This window comes from Mesorhizobium sp. B2-4-6 (genome assembly GCF_006442775.1).
GTDB lineage: Bacteria > Pseudomonadota > Alphaproteobacteria > Rhizobiales > Rhizobiaceae > Mesorhizobium.
The window spans coordinates 153,931-177,178 of record NZ_VFVI01000003.1; the positions used below are offsets into that span (position 1 = coordinate 153,931).

At 64.2% G+C, this 23,248-nt stretch carries 25 protein-coding genes and 1 pseudogene; 17 read left to right on the plus strand and 9 right to left on the minus strand.

Going from position 1 to position 23,248, the window contains the following annotated elements; translation table 11 throughout:
• Nucleotides 1–87: 87 nt before the first annotated feature.
• The 5 genes from FJ957_RS10675 to FJ957_RS10695 all read left to right on the plus strand — a co-directional run bounded on the left by FJ957_RS10675 (nucleotide 88) and on the right by FJ957_RS10695 (nucleotide 4,493).
• On the plus strand, nucleotides 88–606 hold the full coding sequence (locus FJ957_RS10675; RefSeq protein ID WP_140644396.1) for an RNA polymerase sigma factor: 519 nt from the start codon (nucleotides 88–90) through the stop codon (nucleotides 604–606).
• Nucleotides 603–1,397, plus strand: a complete 795-nt coding sequence (locus tag FJ957_RS10680; protein ID WP_140831131.1) for an anti-sigma factor — start codon at nucleotides 603–605, stop codon at nucleotides 1,395–1,397. The genes FJ957_RS10675 and FJ957_RS10680 overlap by 4 nt, the downstream gene beginning before the upstream one ends.
• A 206-nt stretch (nucleotides 1,398–1,603) precedes the next feature.
• The gene (locus tag FJ957_RS10685; RefSeq protein WP_140831132.1) at nucleotides 1,604–2,701 is read left to right on the plus strand and encodes a GNAT family N-acetyltransferase/peptidase C39 family protein; all 1,098 of its coding nucleotides are present in this window, start codon (nucleotides 1,604–1,606) and stop codon (nucleotides 2,699–2,701) included.
• A gap of 4 nt (nucleotides 2,702–2,705) precedes the next feature.
• Nucleotides 2,706–4,169, plus strand: coding sequence for a RimK family protein (locus tag FJ957_RS10690; protein WP_140831134.1), 1,464 nt, complete (start codon nucleotides 2,706–2,708; stop codon nucleotides 4,167–4,169).
• A 51-nt stretch (nucleotides 4,170–4,220) separates the two neighbouring features.
• Nucleotides 4,221–4,493, plus strand: a complete 273-nt coding sequence (locus tag FJ957_RS10695) for a DUF3303 family protein (protein ID WP_140831136.1) — start codon at nucleotides 4,221–4,223, stop codon at nucleotides 4,491–4,493.
• 19 nt (nucleotides 4,494–4,512) lie between these two features.
• Here the strand turns inward: FJ957_RS10695 and FJ957_RS10700 are convergent, their stop codons facing one another.
• Complete coding sequence (locus FJ957_RS10700; protein WP_140831137.1) at nucleotides 4,513–5,436, minus strand: LysR substrate-binding domain-containing protein; 924 nt, start codon at nucleotides 5,434–5,436, stop codon at nucleotides 4,513–4,515.
• Nucleotides 5,437–5,547: 111 nt separating this feature from the next.
• Here FJ957_RS10700 and FJ957_RS10705 point away from each other — a divergent pair, with 111 nt between their 5' ends.
• The gene (locus FJ957_RS10705) at nucleotides 5,548–6,438 is read left to right on the plus strand and encodes a fatty acid desaturase family protein (protein WP_140831873.1); all 891 of its coding nucleotides are present in this window, start codon (nucleotides 5,548–5,550) and stop codon (nucleotides 6,436–6,438) included.
• Between the two features lie 68 nt (nucleotides 6,439–6,506).
• Here FJ957_RS10705 and FJ957_RS10710 read toward each other — a convergent pair whose 3' ends face one another.
• The 3 genes from FJ957_RS10710 to FJ957_RS10720 all read right to left on the minus strand — a co-directional run bounded on the left by FJ957_RS10710 (nucleotide 6,507) and on the right by FJ957_RS10720 (nucleotide 10,209).
• Nucleotides 6,507–8,642, minus strand: coding sequence for an EAL domain-containing protein (locus tag FJ957_RS10710; RefSeq protein ID WP_140831139.1), 2,136 nt, complete (start codon nucleotides 8,640–8,642; stop codon nucleotides 6,507–6,509).
• A 65-nt stretch (nucleotides 8,643–8,707) separates the two neighbouring features.
• Nucleotides 8,708–9,346 (minus strand): HD family hydrolase, encoded by a 639-nt coding sequence (locus FJ957_RS10715; RefSeq protein ID WP_140831141.1) that lies wholly within the window; start codon nucleotides 9,344–9,346, stop codon nucleotides 8,708–8,710.
• A complete protein-coding gene (locus FJ957_RS10720; protein ID WP_140831143.1) occupies nucleotides 9,346–10,209 on the minus strand; it encodes a folate-binding protein YgfZ in 864 nt (287 codons plus the stop codon). The genes FJ957_RS10715 and FJ957_RS10720 overlap by 1 nt, the downstream gene beginning before the upstream one ends.
• Before the next feature lie 85 nt (nucleotides 10,210–10,294).
• Here FJ957_RS10720 and FJ957_RS10725 point away from each other — a divergent pair, with 85 nt between their 5' ends.
• Entirely contained in the window at nucleotides 10,295–11,626 is a 1,332-nt protein-coding gene (locus FJ957_RS10725; protein WP_140831145.1) for a dihydroorotase, read from the plus strand.
• Between the two features lie 52 nt (nucleotides 11,627–11,678).
• A complete protein-coding gene (locus FJ957_RS10730; RefSeq protein ID WP_140831147.1) occupies nucleotides 11,679–11,903 on the plus strand; it encodes a hypothetical protein in 225 nt (74 codons plus the stop codon).
• Nucleotides 11,904–11,969: 66 nt separating this feature from the next.
• Here the strand turns inward: FJ957_RS10730 and FJ957_RS10735 are convergent, their stop codons facing one another.
• The 4 genes from FJ957_RS10735 to FJ957_RS10750 all read right to left on the minus strand — a co-directional run bounded on the left by FJ957_RS10735 (nucleotide 11,970) and on the right by FJ957_RS10750 (nucleotide 14,355).
• Entirely contained in the window at nucleotides 11,970–12,752 is a 783-nt protein-coding gene (locus tag FJ957_RS10735; RefSeq protein ID WP_140831148.1) for a hypothetical protein, read from the minus strand.
• A 121-nt stretch (nucleotides 12,753–12,873) separates the two neighbouring features.
• Nucleotides 12,874–13,131: a hypothetical protein gene (locus FJ957_RS10740; protein ID WP_140831875.1), complete on the minus strand. Its 258-nt coding sequence runs from the start codon at nucleotides 13,129–13,131 to the stop codon at nucleotides 12,874–12,876.
• Between the two features lie 352 nt (nucleotides 13,132–13,483).
• Entirely contained in the window at nucleotides 13,484–13,861 is a 378-nt protein-coding gene (locus FJ957_RS10745) for a TIGR02301 family protein (RefSeq protein ID WP_140831150.1), read from the minus strand.
• Between the two features lie 74 nt (nucleotides 13,862–13,935).
• The gene (locus FJ957_RS10750; RefSeq protein WP_140831152.1) at nucleotides 13,936–14,355 is read right to left on the minus strand and encodes an NUDIX hydrolase; all 420 of its coding nucleotides are present in this window, start codon (nucleotides 14,353–14,355) and stop codon (nucleotides 13,936–13,938) included.
• Nucleotides 14,356–14,471: 116 nt separating this feature from the next.
• Here FJ957_RS10750 and FJ957_RS10755 point away from each other — a divergent pair, with 116 nt between their 5' ends.
• Entirely contained in the window at nucleotides 14,472–15,233 is a 762-nt protein-coding gene (locus FJ957_RS10755; protein WP_140831154.1) for an SOS response-associated peptidase, read from the plus strand.
• Between the two features lie 113 nt (nucleotides 15,234–15,346).
• Here the strand turns inward: FJ957_RS10755 and FJ957_RS10760 are convergent, their stop codons facing one another.
• Entirely contained in the window at nucleotides 15,347–15,502 is a 156-nt protein-coding gene (locus tag FJ957_RS10760; protein ID WP_140644414.1) for a hypothetical protein, read from the minus strand.
• A 390-nt stretch (nucleotides 15,503–15,892) separates the two neighbouring features.
• On the opposite strand from FJ957_RS10760, the gene cysS reads away from it, so the two are divergent.
• The 8 genes and pseudogenes from cysS (at nucleotide 15,893) to rarD (ending at nucleotide 23,244) form a co-directional block, all read left to right on the plus strand.
• Nucleotides 15,893–17,335: a cysteine--tRNA ligase gene (gene cysS, locus FJ957_RS10765; protein ID WP_140831155.1), complete on the plus strand. Its 1,443-nt coding sequence runs from the start codon at nucleotides 15,893–15,895 to the stop codon at nucleotides 17,333–17,335.
• 271 nt (nucleotides 17,336–17,606) lie between these two features.
• A pseudogene (locus tag FJ957_RS10775) lies at nucleotides 17,607–18,006 on the plus strand (endonuclease domain-containing protein).
• A complete protein-coding gene (locus FJ957_RS10780) occupies nucleotides 18,003–18,389 on the plus strand; it encodes a VOC family protein (RefSeq protein WP_140644418.1) in 387 nt (128 codons plus the stop codon). Before FJ957_RS10775 ends, FJ957_RS10780 begins: the two are co-directional and overlap by 4 nt.
• Nucleotides 18,390–18,422: 33 nt before the next feature.
• Nucleotides 18,423–18,911: a GFA family protein gene (locus FJ957_RS10785; RefSeq protein WP_140831157.1), complete on the plus strand. Its 489-nt coding sequence runs from the start codon at nucleotides 18,423–18,425 to the stop codon at nucleotides 18,909–18,911.
• Nucleotides 18,911–19,387, plus strand: a complete 477-nt coding sequence (locus FJ957_RS10790) for a GFA family protein (RefSeq protein WP_140831159.1) — start codon at nucleotides 18,911–18,913, stop codon at nucleotides 19,385–19,387. Before FJ957_RS10785 ends, FJ957_RS10790 begins: the two co-directional genes overlap by 1 nt.
• Entirely contained in the window at nucleotides 19,384–20,352 is a 969-nt protein-coding gene (pip, locus tag FJ957_RS10795) for a prolyl aminopeptidase (RefSeq protein ID WP_140831160.1), read from the plus strand. The genes FJ957_RS10790 and pip overlap by 4 nt, the downstream gene beginning before the upstream one ends.
• A 49-nt stretch (nucleotides 20,353–20,401) precedes the next feature.
• On the plus strand, nucleotides 20,402–22,018 hold the full coding sequence (gene cimA / locus FJ957_RS10800; RefSeq protein WP_140831162.1) for a citramalate synthase: 1,617 nt from the start codon (nucleotides 20,402–20,404) through the stop codon (nucleotides 22,016–22,018).
• A 296-nt stretch (nucleotides 22,019–22,314) separates the two neighbouring features.
• Nucleotides 22,315–23,244 carry an EamA family transporter RarD gene (gene rarD, locus FJ957_RS10805; protein ID WP_140831164.1) on the plus strand — a complete coding sequence of 310 codons (930 nt, stop codon included), beginning with the start codon at nucleotides 22,315–22,317 and terminating at the stop codon, nucleotides 23,242–23,244.
• Nucleotides 23,245–23,248: the final 4 nt, after the last annotated feature.

Here is a 23,248-nt window from a genome sequence, read left to right on the forward strand (position 1 = left end):
CGGTTGGGCCGCTTCGCGCAGACTGCTTGCACCGCGCCTGGAAGGCGCGTTCTATCCGGATGGAAAGCGACCTCGAAACAAGCGGTCATGGACGACAAAAAGGCAGCGATCCTGAGCGAAATACCGCGGTTGCGGCGCTATGCGCGCTCGCTGCTGCGCGACCGCGATTCCGCCGACGACCTCGTCCAGGATTGCCTGGAACGGGCGCTTGTGCGGCTCGACAACTGGCAAACGGGAGAAAGCCCTCGGAGGTGGCTGTTTACGATCATGCATCACTTGTTCATCGACCAGATGCGCAAGGTCAACCGGCGCGGCGAGGCAGCGATATTGCCTCTCGAAGCCGGTGAGGCCCAGTCCGCGCCCGCCGATCAGGTCGAGACCATCGCCTCGCGCGAGATCATGGATGCCTTGCAGGCGATCAGCCCCGATCGCCGCGCGGCCCTGGTGATGGTCGCCATCGAGGGCTTTTCCTATGCCGAGGCCGCCAACATCCTTGGCGTGCCGGCCGGTACGCTGATGTCGCGCATCGCCCGCGGCCGCGAGGAATTGCGAGGCCTGCTCGAGGACTCATCGCGCCGCCGCTCGCTGAGGATCGTCGAGAAATGACCCGGCGCGATTTTTCCGAACGCGATATCCATATGGCCCTCGACGGCGAGCTGCCGGGCGAGGAGCGCATGGCCTATGACGCCTGGCTCGAAGCCAATCCCGAGATGAAGGCGCGGTCCGCGCGCTACATCGCCGACCGTGCCGCCATGCGCGCCGCCTTCGCCGGCGTGATCGACGAGCCGGTGCCGGCAAGGCTGCGGCAGGCATTGCTCGGCCAGGCCCCTGCAAAGGCATCGGCCTGGCGCTCGCGCTGGTGGCTTTCGGCCGCGGCTGCCGTGGTGCTCGCCGTCGGCGGCCTCGGTGGCTATGTCGTCGGCATCGACAGCATCGGCCGTGGCGGTGACGGCGATGACCAGCTCGCCGAGCAGGCGATCGCGGCCCATGTCCTCTACGCCGCCGAGAAGCGTCATGCCGTCGAGGTTCCGGCGAGCGACAAGGATCATCTCCAGACCTGGCTGTCGAACCGCGTCGGGCTGAAGCTGGTTGCGCCCGACCTGACGGCCGAGGGCTTCGAACTGATCGGCGGCCGGTTGCTGCCGGCCGGTGAGCAAGGCAAGGCGGCAATGCTGCTCTATGAGGACGCCAAGGGCGAGCGCATTTCGCTCTTCGTCACCGCAGTATCGTCGACGACGTCCAAGGGCACCTACACGGCCGAGGCGGGCGGACCGGAGGCGGTCTATTGGCTGGACAAGGGCTATGCCTGCGCCGTCGTCGGCTCGTTGCCGCCTGAGCGATTGTCGGGTGTCGCAAAGAGCGCCTATGGCCAGCTCCTGGCCGGCATATCGAGCTGAACCGGCTGCGTTTTTCGGCGGTCGGCAGTCCTTTGAACGGCAATCCTGTTCAAACATTTCGCCCTTTCCTGCCGTGGCGGAAACCGTCACAATTCGGCCCAAATCAAGGAGCGATAGCGCTTGATGAATGCTGGCGCTTCGGCCGGGTCTGCGACGCATCCACCGGGGCCGTTTTCTTAACCCAATCGAGGTTCTCCCAAGCCCGCATGCCTGCCGAGATCCGCAAGGCCCGCGCGTCAGACGTCGATGACCTCGCCGCCATCGAGAAGGCCGTTTTTCCGGGCGACAGGCTCTCTCGCCGCTCTTTCCGCCAGTTCATCGAACGTGAAACCGCCGAGATGCTGGTGGCCGAGAACGAGGGCCGTGTCGCCGGCTATGCCGTGGTGCTGTTTCGCAAGGGCAGCGGCGTCGCGCGGCTCTATTCCATCGCCGTCGGTCCCTTCTTCGGTCGGCTCGGCATCGGCCGCCTTCTGCTGGCGGCCGCCGAGGAAGCGGCCTTCGAGCACGACCGGCTGCTGCTGCGCCTCGAAGTGCGCGAGGACAACGATCGCGCCATCCGTATCTACGAGCAGGCCGGCTATCGAAAACTGGGCCGCGAGCCCGACTATTACGAGGATGGCGCGACGGCGCTGCGCTATGAAAAGACGCTGCGCGGCGACACCCCGACCGCGACCAGGGTGCCGTTCTACCAACAGACCTGCGAGTTCACCTGCGGCCCATGCTGCCTGATGATGGCAATGGCCAATTTCGACCGTGGCTTCGTGCCGGACCCGGTCATGGAAATCCGCCTGTGGCGCGAGGCGACCACGGTCTTCATGATGTCCGGCCCTGGCGGCTGCGAGCCTTTCGGCCTGGCGGTCGCCGGCTACGAGAGTGGGCTTGCGGCCGAGATATTCGTCTCATTCTACGGTGCGTTGTTCCTGCAGTCGGTGAGGAGCGAGGACAAGCGCCAGGTGATGGAACTCGCCCAGGTCGATTTCCGCCGCCGCGCCGAACTCTACGGCATTCCCGTCAATTACCGTCCGTTCGGCATCGGCGACATCCGCGACGCCCTTGCCCAGGGCAAGCTGGTTGTCGTGCTGGTCAGCGGTTTCCTGATGTTCGGCAAGAAGGTGCCGCATTGGGTGCTGGCCATCGGCGACGACGGCGATCATATCTTGATCCACGACCCATGGGTGGAGGATGAAAGGCAGGAAACGATCCTCGATGCCGCCAACATTCCGGTGCCCTACGACATTTTCATGAACATGGCGCAGTTCGGCCGCGACGGCTTGCGCGCAGCCATCACTCTGGGAAAACGCTGAGACAATGACCTGGGTTATCCTCACAGGCAGGCAGAACGACATCGATCAGGTGGCCACACCCCACAAGATCATCACCAACCGCGACTATCTCGCGCATCCGGCGCTGTTCCGCGGCCAACGGCCGAAGGTGATCAACCTGTCGAACAACTACGGCTACCAGAGCCGCGGCTACTATGCCTCGCTGCTGGCCGGCTCGCGCGGTCACAGGGTGATCCCGACCGTCGAGACCATGATCGACCTCTCGGAGCGCAAGCTCTACGAGCACGCGCTGCCGGAGCTCGAACTTGCCTTGAACAAATGCAGGAAGGACCTCGGCGGGACTTTCCCGGCCAAGGTCGCGATCTTCTTCGGCATCGGCCCGTCGAAAGTGTGGGACCGTTTCGCCAAGCTTTTGTTCGACTGGTTCCGCGCGCCGGCGCTCGAGGTCCACATCAAGGACAGCGCCGAATGGGCCTCGATCCGCAAGATCGGCTTCCTGCCGCTTGCCCGCATGACCGAGAGCGAAGAAGAGTTCTTCCTGCAATGCCTGGACACCTACACCAACCGGGAGTGGCGCGACACCAAGGGCCGCACGCCGGCGCGCTACACATTCGCCACGCTGGTCGACCCGCATGAGGAATTGCCGCCGTCGGAGATTTCCTCGCTGCGCTATTGGGCGAGGATCGCCGAGAAGATGGGCGTCGAAGTCGAGCCGATCACCAGGAAGGACTTGGCCAAGCTCGCCAACTACGACGCGCTGTTCATCCGCGAGACCACGTCGATCTCCAACCACACCTACCGCTTCGCGCGCCGCGCCCAGCAGGAAGGCATGCCGGTGATCGACGATCCGCTGTCGATGATCCGCTGCACCAACAAGGTCTATCTCAACGAGCTGATGACCTACAACAAGGTGCCGGTGCCGCCGACGGTGATGATCGCCGGCACGTCCGACTTCGAGGTGGCGGCGCAGGCGCTCGGTTTTCCGCTGGTGCTGAAGATCCCGGATTCGTCTTTCTCGCGCGGCGTCAAGAAATGCGAGAACATGGCCGAGTTGACCAAGCTCGCGACCGACTGGCTCGACGATTCCGATCTCCTGATCGCGCAGAAATTCATTCCGACCGAATATGACTGGCGCGTCGGCGTGCTCGGCGGCCAGCCGCTGTTTGCCGTGCACTATCTGATGGCAAAGAAGCACTGGCAGATCGTCAACCACAAGGCCAGCGGCAAGCCCGACCAGGGCGGGATCAAGACGTTCACGCTGAAGCAGACGCCGCCCCATGTCGTCGAGACGGCGGTCAAGGCCGCAAAATGCATCGGCGACGGGCTCTACGGCGTCGACCTCAAGGAAACCAAAGACGGCGTCTTCGTCATAGAGGTCAACGACAATCCCAATCTCGACCATGGCTGGGAGGATTCGGGCGAGAAGGACGAGCTCTGGGTGCGGCTGACGCAGTGGTTCCTGGAGCGCCTGGAGAGACCGGATAAATAGCGGCCGGACAAGTCGCGGCCGGAGAAAACCGCCTGATTTGAGGGAACAAAAATGCTGTTTTTCGTGATCGAGGATTTCCACGGCTCGGACCGCAAGGAGATCTATCGGCGCTTCCGCGACAAGGGCCGCCTGAAGCCCGACGAGCTCGTCGTGCATCACAGCTGGATCGCAGGCGACATGAGCCGCTGCTTCATGCTGGTGGAAGCCGACGATGCGACGGTGCTGCAGCGCTGGGTCATCGAATGGGCGGATTTGGTCGAGTTCGAGATCGTTCCGGTGGCCAACAGCAAGGACATGGTCGTCGCGCTGGCCGGGCATCTCTGACCGCATTTTTTGCAGGCCGTCAGATTGACGGCGTGACCAGCGCCGGGGAGCCGACGGCGCGCCGGCATTCCTCGATCAACCATTGGCGGAACGCCGCCACGATATCGCGTCTTGCGCTGCGTTCCGGGATCGTCAGGCAATAGGGTTGGCGCAGGTCCAGCGATCGGGCAACAGGCCGGACCAGCAGGCCCGCTTCCAATGCGCTGGCGCAATAGATGCCTTGCGCCAGCGCCACGCCCAGTCCTGACATGGCGAGATCGAGCGCTGCCCGAGACGAGTTCGCTGAGAGACCGCGCTGTGCCGCGCGGCCGGGCGCGCTTTCCGCCGCCTCGAACCAGTTGCGCCAGGATGGAAAGGATGCCCCCGTCGGTCCCCAATCGGTGTGAATGAGCGGCAGGCCGGCAAGGCCGTGGGATTTGATCGCGCCGGCGAGCGTCGGCGCGCAGACGGGATAGACGGCATCCTTGACGATCTCCTCGGTCGGATGCTCCCGGTAATGCGGACCGTAGGAGAGGCGGATGTCGATCAGTTCATGATCGAACGGCACCGGATCGTCGTCGCCTCTCAGCGATATGTCGGCGGCGCCATGGGAGGCGACAAAACGGGCGATGCGCTCGGAAAGCCAGCCCATCGCCATGGAGGGCGGCACAGAAACGACGAGCCTCGGCCGGAACGCATCGCCGCCGACGTCGCGTGCGACACTGCCGATTTCCCGGAAGGCCATGCTGAGCCGCGGCAGCATCTCCACCCCGGCCTCGGTCAGCACCGCGCGCCGGTTGACCCGATGGAACAGCTTTCGTCCCATCTGCTCCTCGACGGTGCGGATAAGCTGGCTGACGGCCGCCGCCGAAATCGACAGTTCCTCCGCCGCGGCCGCGAAGCTGCCTGTGCGCGCCGCCGCTTCGAAGGCCTGAAGTCCGCGCAAGGAGGGAAGAGCGACCATGGCAATCCGAAAGATAAGTCTACCTTATCTATTTCGCAGAAATCCTCGTTTTTCGAAAGGTTTCTTTCTAGGTATCGTGGCCTCATGAACGCAATCGACCACGATGCAGCCATCGACCACCGCTCCGTGATAGCCTCGCTGACGAATGAGGAGCGCAGCCGGCTGACCGGAAAATCGGATGGGCCGGGCCTTGCCCAGTTCGCGCTCCATCTCGGCGCGATTGTCGTCCTTGGGGCGCTGATCGCGGCCCAGGTGCCGTTCTGGCCGGTCCTGATGCTGCCGCAGGGCGTCCTGATCGTGTTCCTGTTCACGCTGCTGCATGAAACGGTGCACAGGACGGCGTTCGAAACACAGTGGCTGAACGATATGGTCGCGCGCTTCTGCAGCCTGGCGATCGCGCTACCGGCCGACTGGTTCCGCTATTTCCACTTCGCTCATCACCGCTTCACCCAGGACCCAGAGAACGATCCGGAGCTCGCCTTCCCGAAGCCCGAGACGATGCGGCAATACATCGTCCACGTCTCCGGCCTTCCGGTGTGGTGGGGCCATTTCAAGACGCTCTATACCAATGCAATGGGGCGCTGCCGCGACAGCTACGTGCCGCCAAAGGGCTTGCCGAAGGTGAAGGCCGAGGCGCGGGCGATGATCGCCTTCTATGTCGTCCTGCTGGCGCTTGCGGTCTGGTTCAAGGCATCGGTGCTGCTCTATGTCTGGATCGTGCCGGCGCTGCTCGGCCAGCCGTTCCTCAGGCTCTATCTGCTGGCCGAGCACGGCCGCTGTCCCTTCGTCGCCAACATGCTGGAAAACACCCGTACGACGCTGACCAACTGGTTCGTGCGCAAGCTCGCCTGGAACATGCCTTACCATGCCGAGCACCACGCCTATCCCGGCGTGCCGTTCCACCAGTTGCCGCAATTCCACCGGCTGATAGAGCGGCACCTCAAGGTGGTCGAGCCCGGCTATGTCAGCTTCCATGAGAAATACATCGAGACGCTGCGCTAGCGAGCGTTGATGTTCAGGTGATGCCGGCCCGACCCGGATCTGAGCTCGCGTCGAAGAAACGGCAGAAATCAGCCCGATTGGCGCTGCAGCGCCTGCGCACGCAGCAGCCGGTTCACCTCGGCGGCCTTGGCCGGCACGCCGATCAGATAGCCTTGCGCCTCGCCGCAGCCGGCCTTGCGAAGCATGTCCAGCTGCGCCTCGGTCTCCACACCTTCGGCGGTGACGGTGATGCCGAGCTCGGCGCCGAGCCCGATCACCGTGCGCACGATAGCCGCCGTGTCGCGCTTGTCGAGATCGCTGGTGAAGGAGCGGTCGATCTTGATCTTGTCGACGGGGAAACGCCGCAGGTAGCCAAGCGAGGAATAGCCGGTGCCGAAATCGTCGAGCGCGATGCGCACGCCGAGACCGCGCAACTGGCTTAGCGTCTTCAGCACGGCGTCGCTCTCGTCCATCATCACCGTTTCGGTGATTTCGAGCTCCAGTCGGTTAGCCGGCAGGCCGGAGAAGGCAAGCGCCGCGATCACGCTGCGGGCGAAGCCGCCGCTCTTGATCTGCGCGGCCGAGACATTGACGGCCATGCGCATGTCCGGCGGCCAGTTCGCCGCCACGTTGCAGGCCTTGCGCAGCGCCCAGTCGCCGAGTTGCACGATCAGTCCGGTTTCCTCGGCGACGGCGATGAAGTTCTCCGGCGACACCAGGCCGCGCGACGGCGAGCGCCAGCGCATCAGGGCTTCCGCGCCGACAATTCTGCCGGAGCCGATGTCGAGGATCGGCTGGAAATCAAGCTCGAATTCGCGCCTGGAGAGCGCCGCCTCGAGATCGGCCTCGAGCGCCCGGCGCTCGCGCATCAGCGCATCCATGCCCGGCTCGAAGAAGCGATAGACATTGCGTCCTTCGCTCTTGCCCCGGTAGAGCGCCATGTCGGCGTTGGTGAGCAGCGTGTCGGCGTCGTGCCCGTCGCCGGGATAAAGCGCGATGCCGAGGCTCACGCCGACATGCATCTCGCGCCCCTTGTCGCGATAAGGCTTGCCGACGATCTCGACGATGCGCTTGGCGAGCTTCTCGGCGTCGGCGACGCTCCTGATGCCGAACTGGATGATGGCGAATTCGTCGCCGCCGAAGCGCGCCACCACGTCCTTGCTGCTGCGCACCGAATGCTGCAGCCGCTTGGCGACGCATTGCAGCAGCCAGTCGCCGGCCGGGTGGCCGAACGTGTCGTTGACGGCTTTGAAGCGGTCGAGGTCAAGCGATAGGATCGCCAGCGGCTTTGCCTCGCCAAGCGCCTGGTCCAGCCGATCGCGAAACATCGAGCGGTTGGGCAGATTGGTCAGCGTGTCGTGATGCGCAAGATGCGTCATGCGCTCTTCGGTGCGCCGGCGCTCGGTGACGTCCTCGAAAGTCGCCACCCAGCCGCCGCCGGCCAGCGGCCGCCGCAAGACGAAGAGCGTTCGGCCGTCGACCAGTTCGCGATAGCTCGAGCGCGACTGGCCGGCATCCAGGCTGGCCTTCGTCTTGTCGACCTCGACGTCGATTTCCAGCGGCGCGAAGATGCCGAGTCGAATGAGCTTGTCCAGCATCTGGCGATGCGTCATGCCGAGCGCGAAATCCGACGCCTTGGCGTTGCACAGGTCCAGAAAGCGCTGGTTGCGCACGATGAGCCGGCCCTTGGCGCTGTACATCAGCAGGCCTTGCGACATGTTGGCAAGCGCGGCGTCGAAGCGGCGGTGTTGCTCCTTCAACTCCGCCTCGGCGCGCCGCTCCTCGGTCACGTCCTCGTAGATCGACACCCAGCCGCCGACGGCGATCGGCCGGTGCGAAATAACGATGATGCGCCCGTCGGAGAGGACTTCCTCATAGGTCGAAGCCTTGGCGCCATCGATGTAGGGCTTGCGGATGGCATAAAGCTCGTTCGCGCTCTGCGAAGCGATGCCGATGTCAACGCTGTGCTGCAGGATGTCGAAGAAAGGAATGCCGGGCTTCACCACTTTGGCGTCCAGGCTGAAGATGTCGATGTAGTTGTGGTTGCAGATGATCATCCGCTCGTCGGCGTCGAACATGCACAACCCATGCGACATGTTCTCGACAGCCGCCGCGAAGCGCTCGTTCTGAGCCCGTAATTCTTCCGCGATCCGCCGCGCCGGACCAATGGCGGCCGTTCTTCGCTTGCCGGCGGTGGAAGCAGTCTTGACATGTGCGCCGGGCATGAGCACGCCTTCGGATCGTGACCGAACGCAATACTGTCGCGGTCGCGGGTTAATTTAGCGTTCTTTTATGGGGTTGTATTCACGGCAAGCGAAGACTGGCGCTTGGCTTCCAGCATCTTGAAACGCTTGAGAAAAGCCGTTTGCGCCCAGGTCACGGATTTTGGAGTGAAGTCGAAACGGTCGGCGGAGAAGCCGCGCGGCCGCCCGAAATACTCGGTCGCCTCAGCGGTCGAAAAACCGGCCAGCAGCGTCGCTTCGTAATAGGCGGCGATCTGGTCGGCGCGCTTGATGTCGTTGCGCAAGGAGGCGGCGAGCTCCGACGGCAGCGAGAAACGCAGATGGATGGCGCGCTGCAGGCGCAATTCGCAATCCTTGTAGGAACCGCCCATTACCGATTTGAACGGTGAGATCATGTCGCCGATGACGTATTCGGGCGCGTCGTGCAGCAGCGCTGCAAGACGCGCCTCGGCCGGAGCGGCAGGCACCAGTTCACCGTAGAGAGCTTCGACCAGCAGCGAATGCTGTGCCACCGAGAAGGCATGGTCGCCGCTGGTCTGGCCGTTCCAGCGCGCGACGCGCGCGAGTCCATGAGCGATATCGGCGATCTCGATGTCGAGCGGCGAGGGATCGAGCAGGTCGAGCCGGCGGCCGGACAGCATGCGTTGCCAGGCGCGCGGCGGCGCGCCGGCCCGGTCGGCCGCCATCAGGCCTCCTCCGCGCTGACCGCACCTTCAGGGAAGGTGAACTTCGCCCAGGCGGGAATGGCGAGCGCTGCCGGAACCTCATCCGCCATGATTGCCTGGCCCGCATCGACCGCCGCCTTGACGCGGTCGATGCGGGCAATGGCCAGACCGGTGCGGCCGTCGACAGAGCCGAGCGTGCCCACCGGCCGCCCGGCGACCGTGAGCTCGGTGCCGGCAGCGGGCAGGGGACCATCGGCCGACGCGATCAGCACGCGGCGCCGCGCGGTGCCGCGATGCTGCATGCGCGAGACCACTTCCTGGCCGATATAGCAGCCCTTCTTGAAACCGACGCCGCCCGTCTCGTCGAGCAGAACGTCATGCGGGAAGGCATCGCCGAGCTGGTAGTCGGAACCGCTCTCCGCAATGCCGTTCGCGATGCGCAGCATCTGCCATGCATCGGGATCCGTGCCGTCCGTTGCTTCACCGCCATAGCTACGCCTAACCGCCACATCCCGGAAGCGCGTGTCGGCAAGCGCTGTTGAATCAGAAAGCGAGGCGGTTGAATCATCGCCCCATGCGACCGTGACAAGCATTTGATCCTGTTTGGCAATCGCGGCCTTGGCCCTTAGCCGGTAAAGCATCAGCCGGCGCACGAAATCGTCGGCGATGTCGGCCCGGCATTCCAGTTGGAAGCCGTCGTCGCCGGCGCGCGAGATCAGAAAATCGAACAGGATCTTGCCCTGCGGCGAAAGCAACGCGCCGGGTTTGGCTTCACCGGGCCGAAGCGCGTCGAGGTCGGTGGTGAGGATGTTCTGCAAAAAATGCTCGGCATCGGGGCCTGACACGGAAATGAGCGCGCGGTCTTTGAGTTGGGCAACGGGCATGAGCGTAAAATCGGCCTGATCTTGCAAAACGTCCGGTCATTACGTAAGCCGGCCACACTCCCCCCGCAAGAGATTGGACCTGCCCATGGCAACCACCTTCGACCTCATCCTGACAGGCGGCACGGTGGTCAACCATGACGGCGAGGGACGGCGCGACATCGGCGTGAAGGCCGGACGCATCGCGCGGATCGGCGATCTCGGCCAGGCTTCGGCCGGCGAAACCATCGACTGCATGGGCCTGCACATCCTGCCGGGCGTCGTCGACAGCCAGGTGCATTTCCGCGAACCGGGGCTGGAGCACAAGGAGGATCTGGAGACCGGCTCCCGCGCCGCGGTGCTGGGCGGCGTCACCGCCGTCTTCGAAATGCCCAACACCAATCCGCTCACCACCAGCGAGGCCGCACTTGCCGACAAGGTGCGCCGCGCCACCGGCCGCATGCATTGCGACTTCGCCTTCTGGGTCGGCGGCACGCGCGACAATGCCGGCGATGTCGGCGAATTGGAACGGTTGCCCGGAGCGGCCGGCATTAAAGTGTTCATGGGTTCGTCCACCGGCGACCTTCTGGTCGAGGACGATGAAGGAGTCGCCTCGATCCTGCGCAACACCCGCCGCCGCTCGGCTTTTCATTCGGAGGACGAGTTCCGCCTGCGCGAGCGGCTCGGCGAGCGCGTCGAGGGCGATCCGTCGTCCCATCCCGTCTGGCGCGACGAGATCGCGGCGCTGCGCTGCACCGAGCGGCTGGTGCGCATCGCCAGGCAGACGCGCGCGCGCATCCATGTGCTGCACATCTCGACAGCCGAGGAGATCGTCTTCCTCGAACAGCACAAGGATGTCGCGACCTGCGAGGCGACGCCGCACCATCTGACGCTGAGCGCCGACGACTATGCGCGGCTGGGTACGCTGATCCAGATGAATCCGCCGGTGCGCGCCGCTCGCCACCGCGACGGCGTCTGGCATGGCATTTCGCAAGGCATCGTCGATGTGCTGGGCTCCGACCACGCGCCGCACACGCTGGCAGAAAAGGCAAAACCCTATCCGGCCTCGCCGTCGGGCATGACCGGGGTGCAGACCCTGGTGCCGGTCATGCTCGACCACGTCAACGCCGGTCGGCTCACCCTGCAGCGCTTTGTCGATCTGACCAGCCATGGTCCGCAGCGCATATTCGGCATGGCCAGGAAAGGCCGCATCGCCGCCGGCTACGATGCCGATTTCACGGTCGTCGACCTGAAGCGCCGCGAGACCATCACCAACGCTCAGGCTGGCTCCAAGGCCGGCTGGACGCCCTATGACGGCAGGGAGGTCACCGGCTGGCCGGTCGGCACGGTCGTGCGCGGCAGGCGCGTCATGTGGGAAGGCGAGATCGCGACGCCCGGCCAGGGCGCGGCGGTGGAGTTCTCCGAGGCGCCGCCGGCCTAGCCCTTGCCAAGAATTGGATTTATTAAGCGCTCTGCATTATCGTGGATGCACCATGACCGCGAATATTGCGCCGATCATTCCTGCGGAGTTTCCTGAACTCCTGGCGCTCGCCTGGAACCGCGATGTCGCGTGTCTTATCCCCGCTAAAGAAGCCTTTGCGCTTTACGAACGCAACTGGCGCTTTGTCGACCAAAAGCGCCTTACGGCGCGTGAGAAGCTGCTTATCATGAAATTGGCCGACGAGTTTGGCCACGGTATCCTTCTGACCACGGCCTGAGCCGTAGCGACAATCCCAGCCGCTGTCGTTGCGCTGTCCCGCCAACATTGCCGTACCTGTTGCGTCTCAATCCCCGGCGACGAAGAACAGCCACTGTCCGGTCGGCGTGATGCCGACGCGGTAGAAGATGTAGGCGCCGAACTGCTTCATGTCGTCATAATCGCTGGCCGTGACCAGCTTGAACAACTCGACACGCTGCCTGGGATCGAGCTTGTCGAGCGGCAGCGCGAAGAAATACGGCCAGACATAGAGTTCCTGCGGCGTGCCGGTGTCGACATGGACGTAGCCGGCCGAAAGCACCTCTTCCAGGATGGCGAGGATTTCCTGGCCGTCGCCGTCGCCCGAGAGGCTCTTGAGGAAGGTGATCGGGTCGCCGTCGCTGTCGCCCAGCGACAATTGCGTCATGGAATCACCCTTGCCGATCAGCGATCTCAGCTTCTCGATGTCACCGGTCCGGCAGGCTTCGATGATCAGCCCATGCATGCGCTTGACCGGTTCGGGAAGCGTGTCGAGGTCATAGACGACCGCAGGCGGTGGTGCGTCCGGATCGGCGCGCGGGCTGGTGATGCCACCATTGGCGGGCGTCTCCGGCTCCGACTTGTCCGTATCGACGGCAGGTTGGTCCGAGGGTTTGGTGCCGGGCGCCTGCGGCATCGGCACGGTGGCGCCGGGCGCGGCGCTTTCGCCAGTTGCGGGCGGGGTGACCGGCGAAGGCAGGTCCTCGCGCTGGATTTCGCTCAGCGCGTAGGAAGGCGTGCTGGTGAGACACAGGGGCAGCGCCAGGCAGGAGGCGGCGATCAGGATGATGAGGGCCAGCCCGCGCGGCCGGCCTGACATCGAAAATCTCACCGCTTGCCTCTCCATGGTTCCGGGATTCGGCCCCGGCCGGCGCTCTGAGCGTCCAGACACGTGGGCATGATGCCCAAATGGCGTGTCGCCGTCAAAAACTCGTGGTCAAAAAAACAGGTGGCTAGTGCTTCGGCCGTTCCGGCTCGAAGGCGCCGGCGATCACCTTTTCCCGCATGCGGTCGAGGAGCGCGAGCGCAGAGGTCTCGCCATTGGCGCGCAACATCTCGCCGAAAGCGGTCTCCAGCGCTGCCTCGGCGATGATTTCCGGCTCGATGCCGGCCGACAGGCCTTCGGCCCACGCTTCGCTGTGACTCTCCACGGCGGTCAGCCGCTTTTCTTCCCTGACCAACGCGTCGATGTCGCTGACGCCATGTTCCATTGCGATGTCCACCTTCTGCAAGCATCGATCCGACGAGAGATCCCGCTTGGTCTGTCAGCTCGTCCGCAGTCTCAATTAAGTCTTTGTAAATACGACATTTTTACGGTCGGAATCTACATTCCGATCGAGACTGCGCTCAATCGATGCCGAGCTTAGCCGATTAGACCGGCTTGGGGCATCGAAACCTTCAGTTTGAGTTAATTCCACAACCGCGCGCTAACGTTTCATTAACGCTGTTGCGCAAGTGCAACACATGATTGCACCAGAGCGGGACAGGACACAATAAGGCGCGTCACATTGGCGCCGATTGCCCGCAAAAAATCTGTGCGAAATGAGCAGCGGCCGAGCCGGCTCAATTCCCGTAGCGGGAAGCGATGTCGCGCGACAACGTCTCGCCTTCCTTCATGTAGCGGGCGATGGCCTCGGTCGCCGACGGCGTGCATTGGGTGTAGGTGCCGCTGAAGGAGCGGTAGCCGCGGTTGAACGATGCGATGAAGCGGGCGCGCCGGTCGGGATCGGGATTTTCCGACTCGAGCAGCTTTTCCATCTCGGCCCGCCACTGGTCGCCCTTCTCGCCGCACAGGTTGCGCAGGAAGTGCAGCGATCCGAGCACTTCCGCCAGCCGCATCAGGCCGGGCTCGAACGGCGCCTCGGCGGCAATCGCCGGCCGCGCGGCAACGGCCATGCTGACGGCGAGGCACGCGGCGAGAAGAGCAGTAGCGCGGGTCATCAAAGCCTTGGCGTGAGGGGGCTAAAGCTTTGTGACGAAACATTTTGTCGCCCGCAAGGCGATTTTTTCGGCGTCTACGCGCCCGCGGCGGGCCCGAGCAATTCCTCGGCGACCGAGAACACGTCGCCCGCAAGCGGCATCTGCGCCATTTCCGCCAGCGTGTAGAACGCCGCCGTCTCGGCATCGTCGCTGGCCACGGGCTCGCCGCCGGCATAGGCGGCGCCGAACACGCTCAGCAGATAGTCGACCGCGTGGTTTTCAGCACGACCGTCGATATGGATGTCGCGCAACGGCCGGTAGCCTGCCGCCTCGAGCCCGGTCTCTTCCTGCAACTCGCGCGCCGCGGCTTGCGCCAGCGTTTCGCCCGGCTCGACCTTGCCGCCGGGATAGGCGTAGAGCCCTTGCGACGGCGCCCGCGCGCGTTTGACCAGAAGCACCGTCTCGCCGCGCACGACGGCGACGGAAACGGCCGGTATGAGCTTGCGCTGTTCCATGCGTGTCGATCTTTCCGCAGCATTTTGTGGACCGATTGGGCGAAACAACCTTTAGCCGTTGCGGCGTGGCGGTTCCATCGCCACTTTCATTGCACGTCAATCGAAGAGCCAGATCCATGTGCGGACGCTTTGCCCTGACCGCCACGCCGGACCAGACCGCCGCCTTCCTCGGCCTGGCCGAGCTGGAGGAATTTCCGGCGCGCTACAACATCGCGCCGACGCAGCCGGTGCTGATGGCGCTTGCCGGCCCGCAACGGGAGCCGGGCTCGAACCTGCCGGACCGCCAGGCGATGCTGGTGCGCTGGGGCCTGATTCCTAGCTGGGTCGAGGACACCAAGGCGTTTCCGCTGCTCATCAACGCCCGCTCCGAGGGTGTGTTGCAAAAGGCCTCGTTCAAGACCGCCATGCGCCACCGCCGCGCTCTTGTGCCGGCATCGGGTTTCTACGAGTGGCAGCAGTCGGGCAGCGGCAAGGGCCAACCTTACTGGATCCGCCCGCGACGCGGCGGCGTGGTCGCCTTCGCCGGCCTGATCGAAACTTTTTCCGAGCCCGGCGGCTCGGAGATGGATACCGGCGCGATTCTTACGATCGAGGCCAATGCCGGCATCGCCCATATCCACGACCGCATGCCGGTGGTGATCGAGGAACGCGACTTCGCCCGCTGGCTCGATTGCCGCACGCAGGAGCCGCGCGACGTGCTCGATCTGCTGAAGCCCGCGGCACCCGATTTCTTCGAGGCGATTCCGGTTTCCGACCTGGTCAACAAGGTCGCTAACACCGGGCCGGAGATTCAGGAGCGCGGCATCGTTTCGCCGCAGGCCGAAAAACCCGGGCGCCAGAAGCCTGGCGCGGACGAAAACCAGATGAACTTGTTCTAGCGAAGGTTATCAGCCTTGCGAGGCTGCTTCCGGAGGCCTTCATCTCCAGGGCGCTCTCTGGCGCCCTCATCGCCGGCGTCCCCATTGTTGGGGACCGTGCCGGTCGTGCCCTTTCAGGCAACGCGCGGCGAAACGATCTTCTGCGCGGGCTTCTTCTTCTTCGCGGTGTGGAGGAGGGCCGCGACGATTGCCGCCGGGCCGATCGCGCGGTAGTGGCTGGCCAGTGCGGGCTGCGTTTGTCGGTTCTGTTCCTGCTTGGTGCGAGCCATGATTCTCTTCCCTGGTAACGGTTTCGTGTCCAGCGTTTGGCGGTCGATTCCGACCAAATCGTGACATCTGACGGTCTAGCCGGCGAATGTTTCATCACTGTGCCGACATGTTTAATAAAATGTTTCGTCCTGTCTTTACCTGTGATCCAACCACATCTTTCCTCAGCGGAGCGACTTGACGGCAACACCTGCCAGCGCGATAAAGCCGCCCATGAAAACGTCTTTCGCCATTTGTGGCATTTGCATTATTGGCTAGCCTCGCGCTGGTCCGGACGTTTTCGCCTCATCTTTCCCCAGATCGGAAAAACGCCCCGGCCAGCAGGCTGGAGCCTGATTTGTGCCTTCGGCGCGAAGTTGGTTCCGGCAAACACAATTAAGGACCGGGACCGCATGTCTGACGCATCGAAGGGCCTCAACCTCTACAACACGCTAACGCGGACGAAGGAGCGATTCATCCCGATCGATCCGTTGAACGTGCGCATGTATGTCTGCGGCCCGACCGTCTACGACTTCGCCCATATCGGCAATGCGCGCCCGGCAATCGTCTTCGACGTGCTGTTCCGTCTGTTGCGCCAACTCTATGGCGAAACGCACGTCACGTATGTGCGCAACATCACGGATGTCGACGACAAGATAAACGCCCGCGCCCTGCGCGACTTCGGCGGCGAGATCGCGGCCGGAAAGCTGTCGCTCAACGATGCGATCCGCAAGGTCACCGAAAAGACCGCCGACCAGTATCGCAAGGATGTCGCCGCACTTGGCTGCCTGCAGCCGACCTACGAGCCGCGAGCGACCGAATTCGTCGCGCCCCGGGCCGACGGCAAGGCCGACATGCTGTCGCTGATCCGGCAGTTGATCGAGCGCGGCCACGCCTATGTCGCCGGCGGCGAAGTGCTGTTCGACACCGCCTCGATGCCGGACTATGGCGAGTTGTCCAAGCGCAATCTCGACGAGCAGCAGGCGGGCGCGCGCATCGCCGTCGACGCGCACAAGAAGAACCCCGGCGATTTCGTGCTGTGGAAGCTGTCTTCGCCTGAGGAACCCGGCTGGGAGAGCCCATGGGGCAGGGGCCGGCCCGGCTGGCACATCGAATGCTCGGCCATGTCCGCCGCCTATCTCGGCGAGGTCTTCGACATCCATGGCGGCGGGCTGGACCTGATCTTCCCGCACCACGAGAACGAGATCGCCCAGTCGCGCTGCGCCCACGGAACCAAGGTCATGGCCAATGTCTGGATGCATAACGGCTTCCTGCAGGTCGAAGGCCAGAAGATGTCGAAGAGCCTCGGCAATTTTTTCTCCATCCACGAATTGCTGGAGACCAGCACCTTCGGCGGCCGCGCCTGGCCGGGCGAGGTGCTCAGGCTGGCGATGCTGATGACGCATTATCGCGAGCCGATCGATTTCTCCGTGCGCAAGCTTGAGGAGGCGGAAAACACGCTGCGCAAGTGGAAGCGCGCTGCAGACCTTGCACCGGCGGCCGCGAAGGACCTGCCGGCCGAGGTGGTGGAAGCGCTGTCGGACGACCTCGCCACCTACACGGCCTTCCAGCGGCTCACGCAGCTCGCCGGCGAGGCGGGCGATGCCGGAGGCGAGAAAGCCGCCGGGTCCTTGAAGGCGGCGCTGGCTTTCCTGGGCTTCGACATCGGCGCGGCCAAGGTGGACGAGGTTGCGGTCGCCAAGGCGATCGCGGACCGGCTCGCGCTGATCGAGGCGAAGAACTGGGCCGAAGCCGATCGCCTGCGTGATGAGTTGCTGGCGCAAGGCGTGCAACTGAAGGACGGCAAGGACCCCGCCACCGGCGAGCGCGTGACGACGTGGGAGATCAAGCGGTGAGACAACTTCGGCGATTGGCGAAACCATCGGCGACGGCCAATCTCCCCCCTTGCGGGGGAGATGTCCGGCAGGACAGAGGGGGGTGCGAAGGAACGCCAGCGTTCAAACTTCCCCATTCTCATGCCAGCCATTTCCTGAGAGTGCAGCGCTCCCTAGTTGCTACGCTGGCGGGACAGAACCCCCCTCTGTCCTGCCGGACATCTCCCCCGCAAGGGGGGAGATCAGATGTCGCGTGCGGTTTCGCCAATCTCCAGCGTAGGGCGGCCTGAGCATGGGTCACGACCGCGTTCCCTCTCATCAGCGCAAAAACGCCAAATCGATGCGGCGCGCGATGACCGATGCCGAGCTGAAGCTCTGGAACGAATTGCGTGCGCACAGGCTCATGGGCGTGAGCTTTCGGCGGCAGGTGCCGATTGGACCTTACATTGTTGACTTCGCTTGTTCTGCGCATCGCCTCATAGTTGAGGTCGATGGCAGCCAGCATGGCGATGGGGGAACACTCCCGTCGCGACGAGGAGAGAACTGCCTATCTAGCCGCCACTGGCTGGACCATCCTGCGCTTCTGGAACGACGACGTGATCCGCGATATCGACAATGTCTGCCAGCACATCGTCATCGTGGCCGACCTGGCCGTCGCGGCCGCGCCACCAACGGAGGAGCTCGTCCCGTGATCGACCATCTTGGCATCAACGTATCTGATTTCGATGCATCCAAGACCTTCTACGACAAAGCGATGGCGCCGCTGGGGGCATCGCTGCTCTACATGGTGCCTCAGGAATATACCGGCGGCGCCAAGGTAGGCGGCTATGGCCGCGACCGGCCGGTGTTCTGGCTGAGCGACAGCACGGACAAGCCGAAATCCGCCCAGCATGTCGCCTTCACCGCGCGCAGCCGCGCCGAGGTCGACGCTTTCCATGCGGCGGCGCTTGCCGCAGGCGGCAAGGACAATGGCGGACCGGGCCTGCGGCCGCATTACCACCCCAACTATTACGGCGCCTTCGTCTTCGATCCCGACGGCAACAATGTCGAGGCGGTCTGCCATGATCCGGAGTGAGCCCCAAAAGCAGCCCATGATCGGGAGTGTGTCATGAGCCTCGACAACCGGCCTGTCTACACCGGCGGCTGCCAGTGCGGCGCCGTGCGTTTCCGCGTCGAAGGGGCGCTCGGCGAGGCCTCTGTCTGCCATTGCCGCATGTGCCAGAAGGCGAGCGGCAATTTCTATCTGCCGCTGGTCTCGGTGCGCGGCGCCACGCTCGACTGGACGCGCGGCGAGCCCAAACGCTTCCGTTCGTCCAATGCCGCCTGGCGCGGCTTCTGCGCCGAATGCGGCACGCCGCTGACTTTCGAGGCGCCGGACGGCGCAGCACTGGCGATTGCCATCTTCGATGACCCGACCGGCATCGCGCCCACCATCCAATGGGGCGTCGAAGCAAAACTTCCCTATGTCGACGGCATCCCGAAGCTGCCGTCCGAGGACACGATGGCCGATATCGCCTCGGCGCCTTACCTCGCCGAGCTCGTCTCGTACCAGCATCCCGATCACGACACGGACCAATGGCCGCCGGAGGAAAGATGATGACCGAAAACGTTCGAACCGGAGGCTGCCAGTGTGGCGCCGTGCGCTTCCGCATCAAGGGCAAGCTCGGGCGCCCGTCCATCTGCCATTGCCGCATGTGCCAGAAACAGTTCGGCTCCTTCTTCGGCGCGCTGGTGACGGTGCCGAAGGACGGCGTCGAATGGACCCATGAGGAACCGAGCTATTTCCAGTCCTCGGTCAACATCGACCGCGGCTTCTGCCGTCGCTGCGGCACGCCGCTGACCTACCGCCAGCCCGGCGCGCTGGAGATTGCCATCGGCGCCTTCGACGACCGCTCCGACCTCGCGCCGCAGATCCAGGTCAACTATGCCGTGCGGCTGCCCTGGGTGGAAAAGATCTTCGAGGCGCCGGTCCACGACGACCACGACTATTACAGGAAGCAGGAGCAGATCATCTCCTTCCAGCATCCCGACCACGAGACGGCCAACTGGCCGCAGCAGGGCTTGAAATTATGACGATCCACGGCAGTTCCTTGCGTACGCTCTATCCGGAGATCGAGCCGTTCGAGTCAGGCATGCTCGATGTCGGCGACGGCCACACCATCTATTGGGAGCGCTGCGGCACCAAGGGCGCCAAGCCCGCCGTGTTCCTGCATGGCGGCCCGGGCGGCACGATTTCGCCAAAACACCGGCGTCTGTTCGACCCGAAGCTCTACGACGTCATCCTGTTCGACCAGCGCGGTTGCGGCAAGTCTACGCCCAACGCTTCGCTCGAGGCCAACACCACCTGGCATCTCGTTGCCGACATCGAGCGCCTGCGCGAGATGGCGGGCTTCGACAAATGGCTCGTCTTCGGCGGCTCCTGGGGCTCGACGCTGGCGCTCGCCTATTCCGAGACGCATCCGGACCGCGTCAGCGAATTAGTCGTGCGCGGCATCTATACGCTGACCCGCGCCGAGCTCGAATGGTATTATCAGTTCGGCGTCTCGCAAATGTTCCCCGACAAATGGGGGCGTTTTCTGGCGCCGATTCCCGAGGCCGAGCGCGGCGACATGATGGCCGCCTATCGCAAGCGGCTGGTCGGGTCCGACCGCAAGGCTCAAGTTCAGGCAGCCCTTGCCTGGAGCCTCTGGGAAGGCGAGACGATCACGCTGCTGCCAGAGCCGGAAACCAGCACGCCGTTCGGCAAGGACGACTACGCGGTGGCCTTCGCCCGCATCGAGAACCATTTTTTCGTCCATGCCGGCTGGCTGGAGGAAGGGCAGCTGCTGCGCGACGCCTGGAAGCTGAAGGACATCCCCGGCACCATCGTCCACGGCCGCTACGACATGCCGTGTCCGGCAAAATATGCCTGGGCGCTGCACAAGGCCTGGCCGAAAGCGGATTTCCACCTGATCGAAGGCGCCGGCCATGCCTATTCGGAGCCGGGGATTCTGGATCGGCTGATCCGGGCGACGGATGGGTTCGCGGGGAAGAAGTGACATTACCGGCCGCTAGGCCAGAGGAGGGTGCTGAAGCACCCACGCAGCCATGACAAACCAACGCCTTTATCTCTTCGACACCACCCTTCGTGACGGCCAGCAGACGCCGGGCATCGACTTTTCCGTCGAGGACAAGATCGCCATCGCCAAACTGCTGGACGAGTTCGGCATCGACTATGTCGAGGGCGGTTATCCGGGCGCCAATCCGACCGACACAGCTTTCTTCCAGAAGAAGCGGACTGAGCGCGCGAAATTCGTCGCCTTCGGCATGACCAAGCGGGCAGGGGTCTCGGCTTCCAACGACCCGGGTTTGGCGGCGCTGGTGCAGTCGAAGTCTGACGCCATTTGCTTCGTCGCCAAGAGTTGGGACTATCACGTGCGCGTCGCGCTCGGCTGCACCAACGAGGAGAACCTCGAGTCGATCAAGACCTCGGTGGAAACCGCTGTCGCGGCTGGCAAGGAAGCCATGGTCGACTGCGAGCATTTCTTCGACGGGTTCAAGGCCAATCCGGACTACGCGCTGGCCTGCGCGAAAACCGCTTATGAATCCGGCGCGCGCTGGGTAGTGCTGTGCGACACCAATGGCGGCACGCAGCCTTCGGAAGTGCGCGAAATTGTTGGCAAGGTGATCGCGCACGGCATCCCCGGCGGCCATCTCGGCATCCACGCCCATGACGACACCGGCCAGGCGGTGGCGAACTCCCTTGCCGCGGTCGAGGCCGGCGTACGCCAGATCCAGGGCACACTGAACGGCATCGGCGAGCGCTGCGGCAACGCCAACCTCATCTCCATCATCCCGACGCTTTCGTTGAAGCCCGCCTTCGCCGATCGTTTCGAGACCGGCATTTCGGCCGAGGCGCTGACCGGAATATCGAGGCTTTCCCGTGCGTTCGATGAATTGCTCAACCGCGCGCCGGAAGCGCAGGCGCCCTATGTCGGCTCATCGGCCTTCGCCACCAAGGCCGGCATCCATGCCTCGGCTTTGGCCAAGGAGCCGGCGACCTACGAGCATGTCCCACCGGAAGCCGTGGGCAACCGTCGCCGCGTCATGGTCTCCGACCAGGGCGGCAAGGCCAATTTCCTCGCCGAGCTGAAACGGCGCGGCATCGACGTGCCGAAGGACGATCACCGGCTCGACGCGCTGATTGCCGTGGTCAAGGAGCGCGAGGCCGAAGGCTATGCCTATGAAGGCGCCGACGCCTCGTTCGAATTGTTGGCCCGCAAGATGCTGCACGGCCTGCCGGAGTTCTTCAACGTCACCTCCTTCCGCTGCATGGTCGAGCGCCGCTTCGACGCCAACGGCAATCTGAAGACCGTTTCCGAGGCGATCGTGAAGGTCGAGGTCGACGGCGAGGAGAAGATGTCGGTGGCCGAAGGCCAGGGCCCGGTCAATGCGCTCGACATCGCGCTGCGCAAGGACCTCGGCAAATACCAGAGCGAGATCGTCGACCTAGAGCTCGCTGACTTCAAGGTGCGTATCCTCAACGGCGGCACCGAGGCCATCACCCGCGTCCTGGTCGAATCGCACGATTCCACCGGCGCCCGCTGGTGGACGGTCGGCGTGTCGGAAAACATCATCGACGCCTCCTTCCAGGCGCTGATGGATTCGATCGTCTACAAGCTGATGAAGAACCGCGAGATGGCGGGGCTGGTGGCGGCGGAGTAGGGCTCCTTTCCTCGCCCCCGCAAGGCGGGGGAGAGGTGGCCCGGCGCAGCCGGGACGGAGCGGGGGAGCGACCTGCGCGAAGCCAGGGTCCAAGAAGGAAAGGGCGCAGCAAGGTCGCTAATTCCCCATTTTCTACACTTTGCGAAAACCCCTCTCCGTCCCGGCTCCGCCGGGCCACCTCCCCCACTGCGTGCGGAGAGGAACTTGCGCAAGCCTTGAACCATCACGAAAAGTCCGTTGATCCATCATGATTTTGTGATGGTCTTGGGCGGTCCGCTGGGCCATAGCGTTGGGCCATGGTCACTGCCACAGCCGATCTCGATCAGGATGCCAAGGCCCGCCGCGGTTTCCTCCTGGCGCTCGGCGCCTATTTCCTTTGGGGACTGCTGCCCTTCTACATGAAGGCGGTGGCGCATCTGCCGCTTGCCGAGGTGATCGCCAACCGCGTCGTCTGGTCGGTGCCGATCGCGGCGGCGGTGCTCATCTGGGCCGGCCGCACCGCCGACTTCAAGGCGGCGATCCGCTCGCCGAAGAGCCTTGCCATGGCGGCGCTGACGGCGGTGCTGATCTCGATCAACTGGGGCATCTATGTCTGGGCGATCGCGGTCGACCGCACCGTCGAGACCGCGCTCGGCTATTACATCAACCCGCTGGTGGTCGTCGTTGTCGGTGCGGTGCTGCTCGGCGAGCGGCTCGACCGGTTGCAGATCGCCGCGGTGGCGCTGGCCGCGGTCGCGGTGATGGTGCTCACAATCGAGGCCGGCAAATTGCCCTGGGTGTCGCTGGCGCTCGCCTTCTCCTTCGCCGCCTACGGCTTCTTCCGCAAGACGCTGCCGATCGGCCCGAGCCAGGGGTTCCTGCTCGAAGTGCTTTTGCTGTCGGTGCCGGCGCTCTGCTACATCGTCTACCTGATCGCCACCGGCCAGGATCATCTGATTTCCGGCACCGGCGCCGATACCGCATTGCTGATCGGCTGCGGCCCGGTCACCGCGGTGCCGCTGCTGCTCTTTGCCTTCGGCGCCAGGCTGCTGCGCCTGTCCACCATCGGCATCATGCAATATATCGCGCCGACCATGGTGTTCCTGATCGCCGTGCTGGTCTTCGACGAGCCGTTCGGCGGCACCCAGGCTGTCGCCTTTGCGCTGATCTGGGCAGCCCTGGCCATGTATAGCTGGTCGATGTTCAGGGCGCGCGAAGTCCGCCCGCCGGCTCCCGCGACGAGATAAGCAA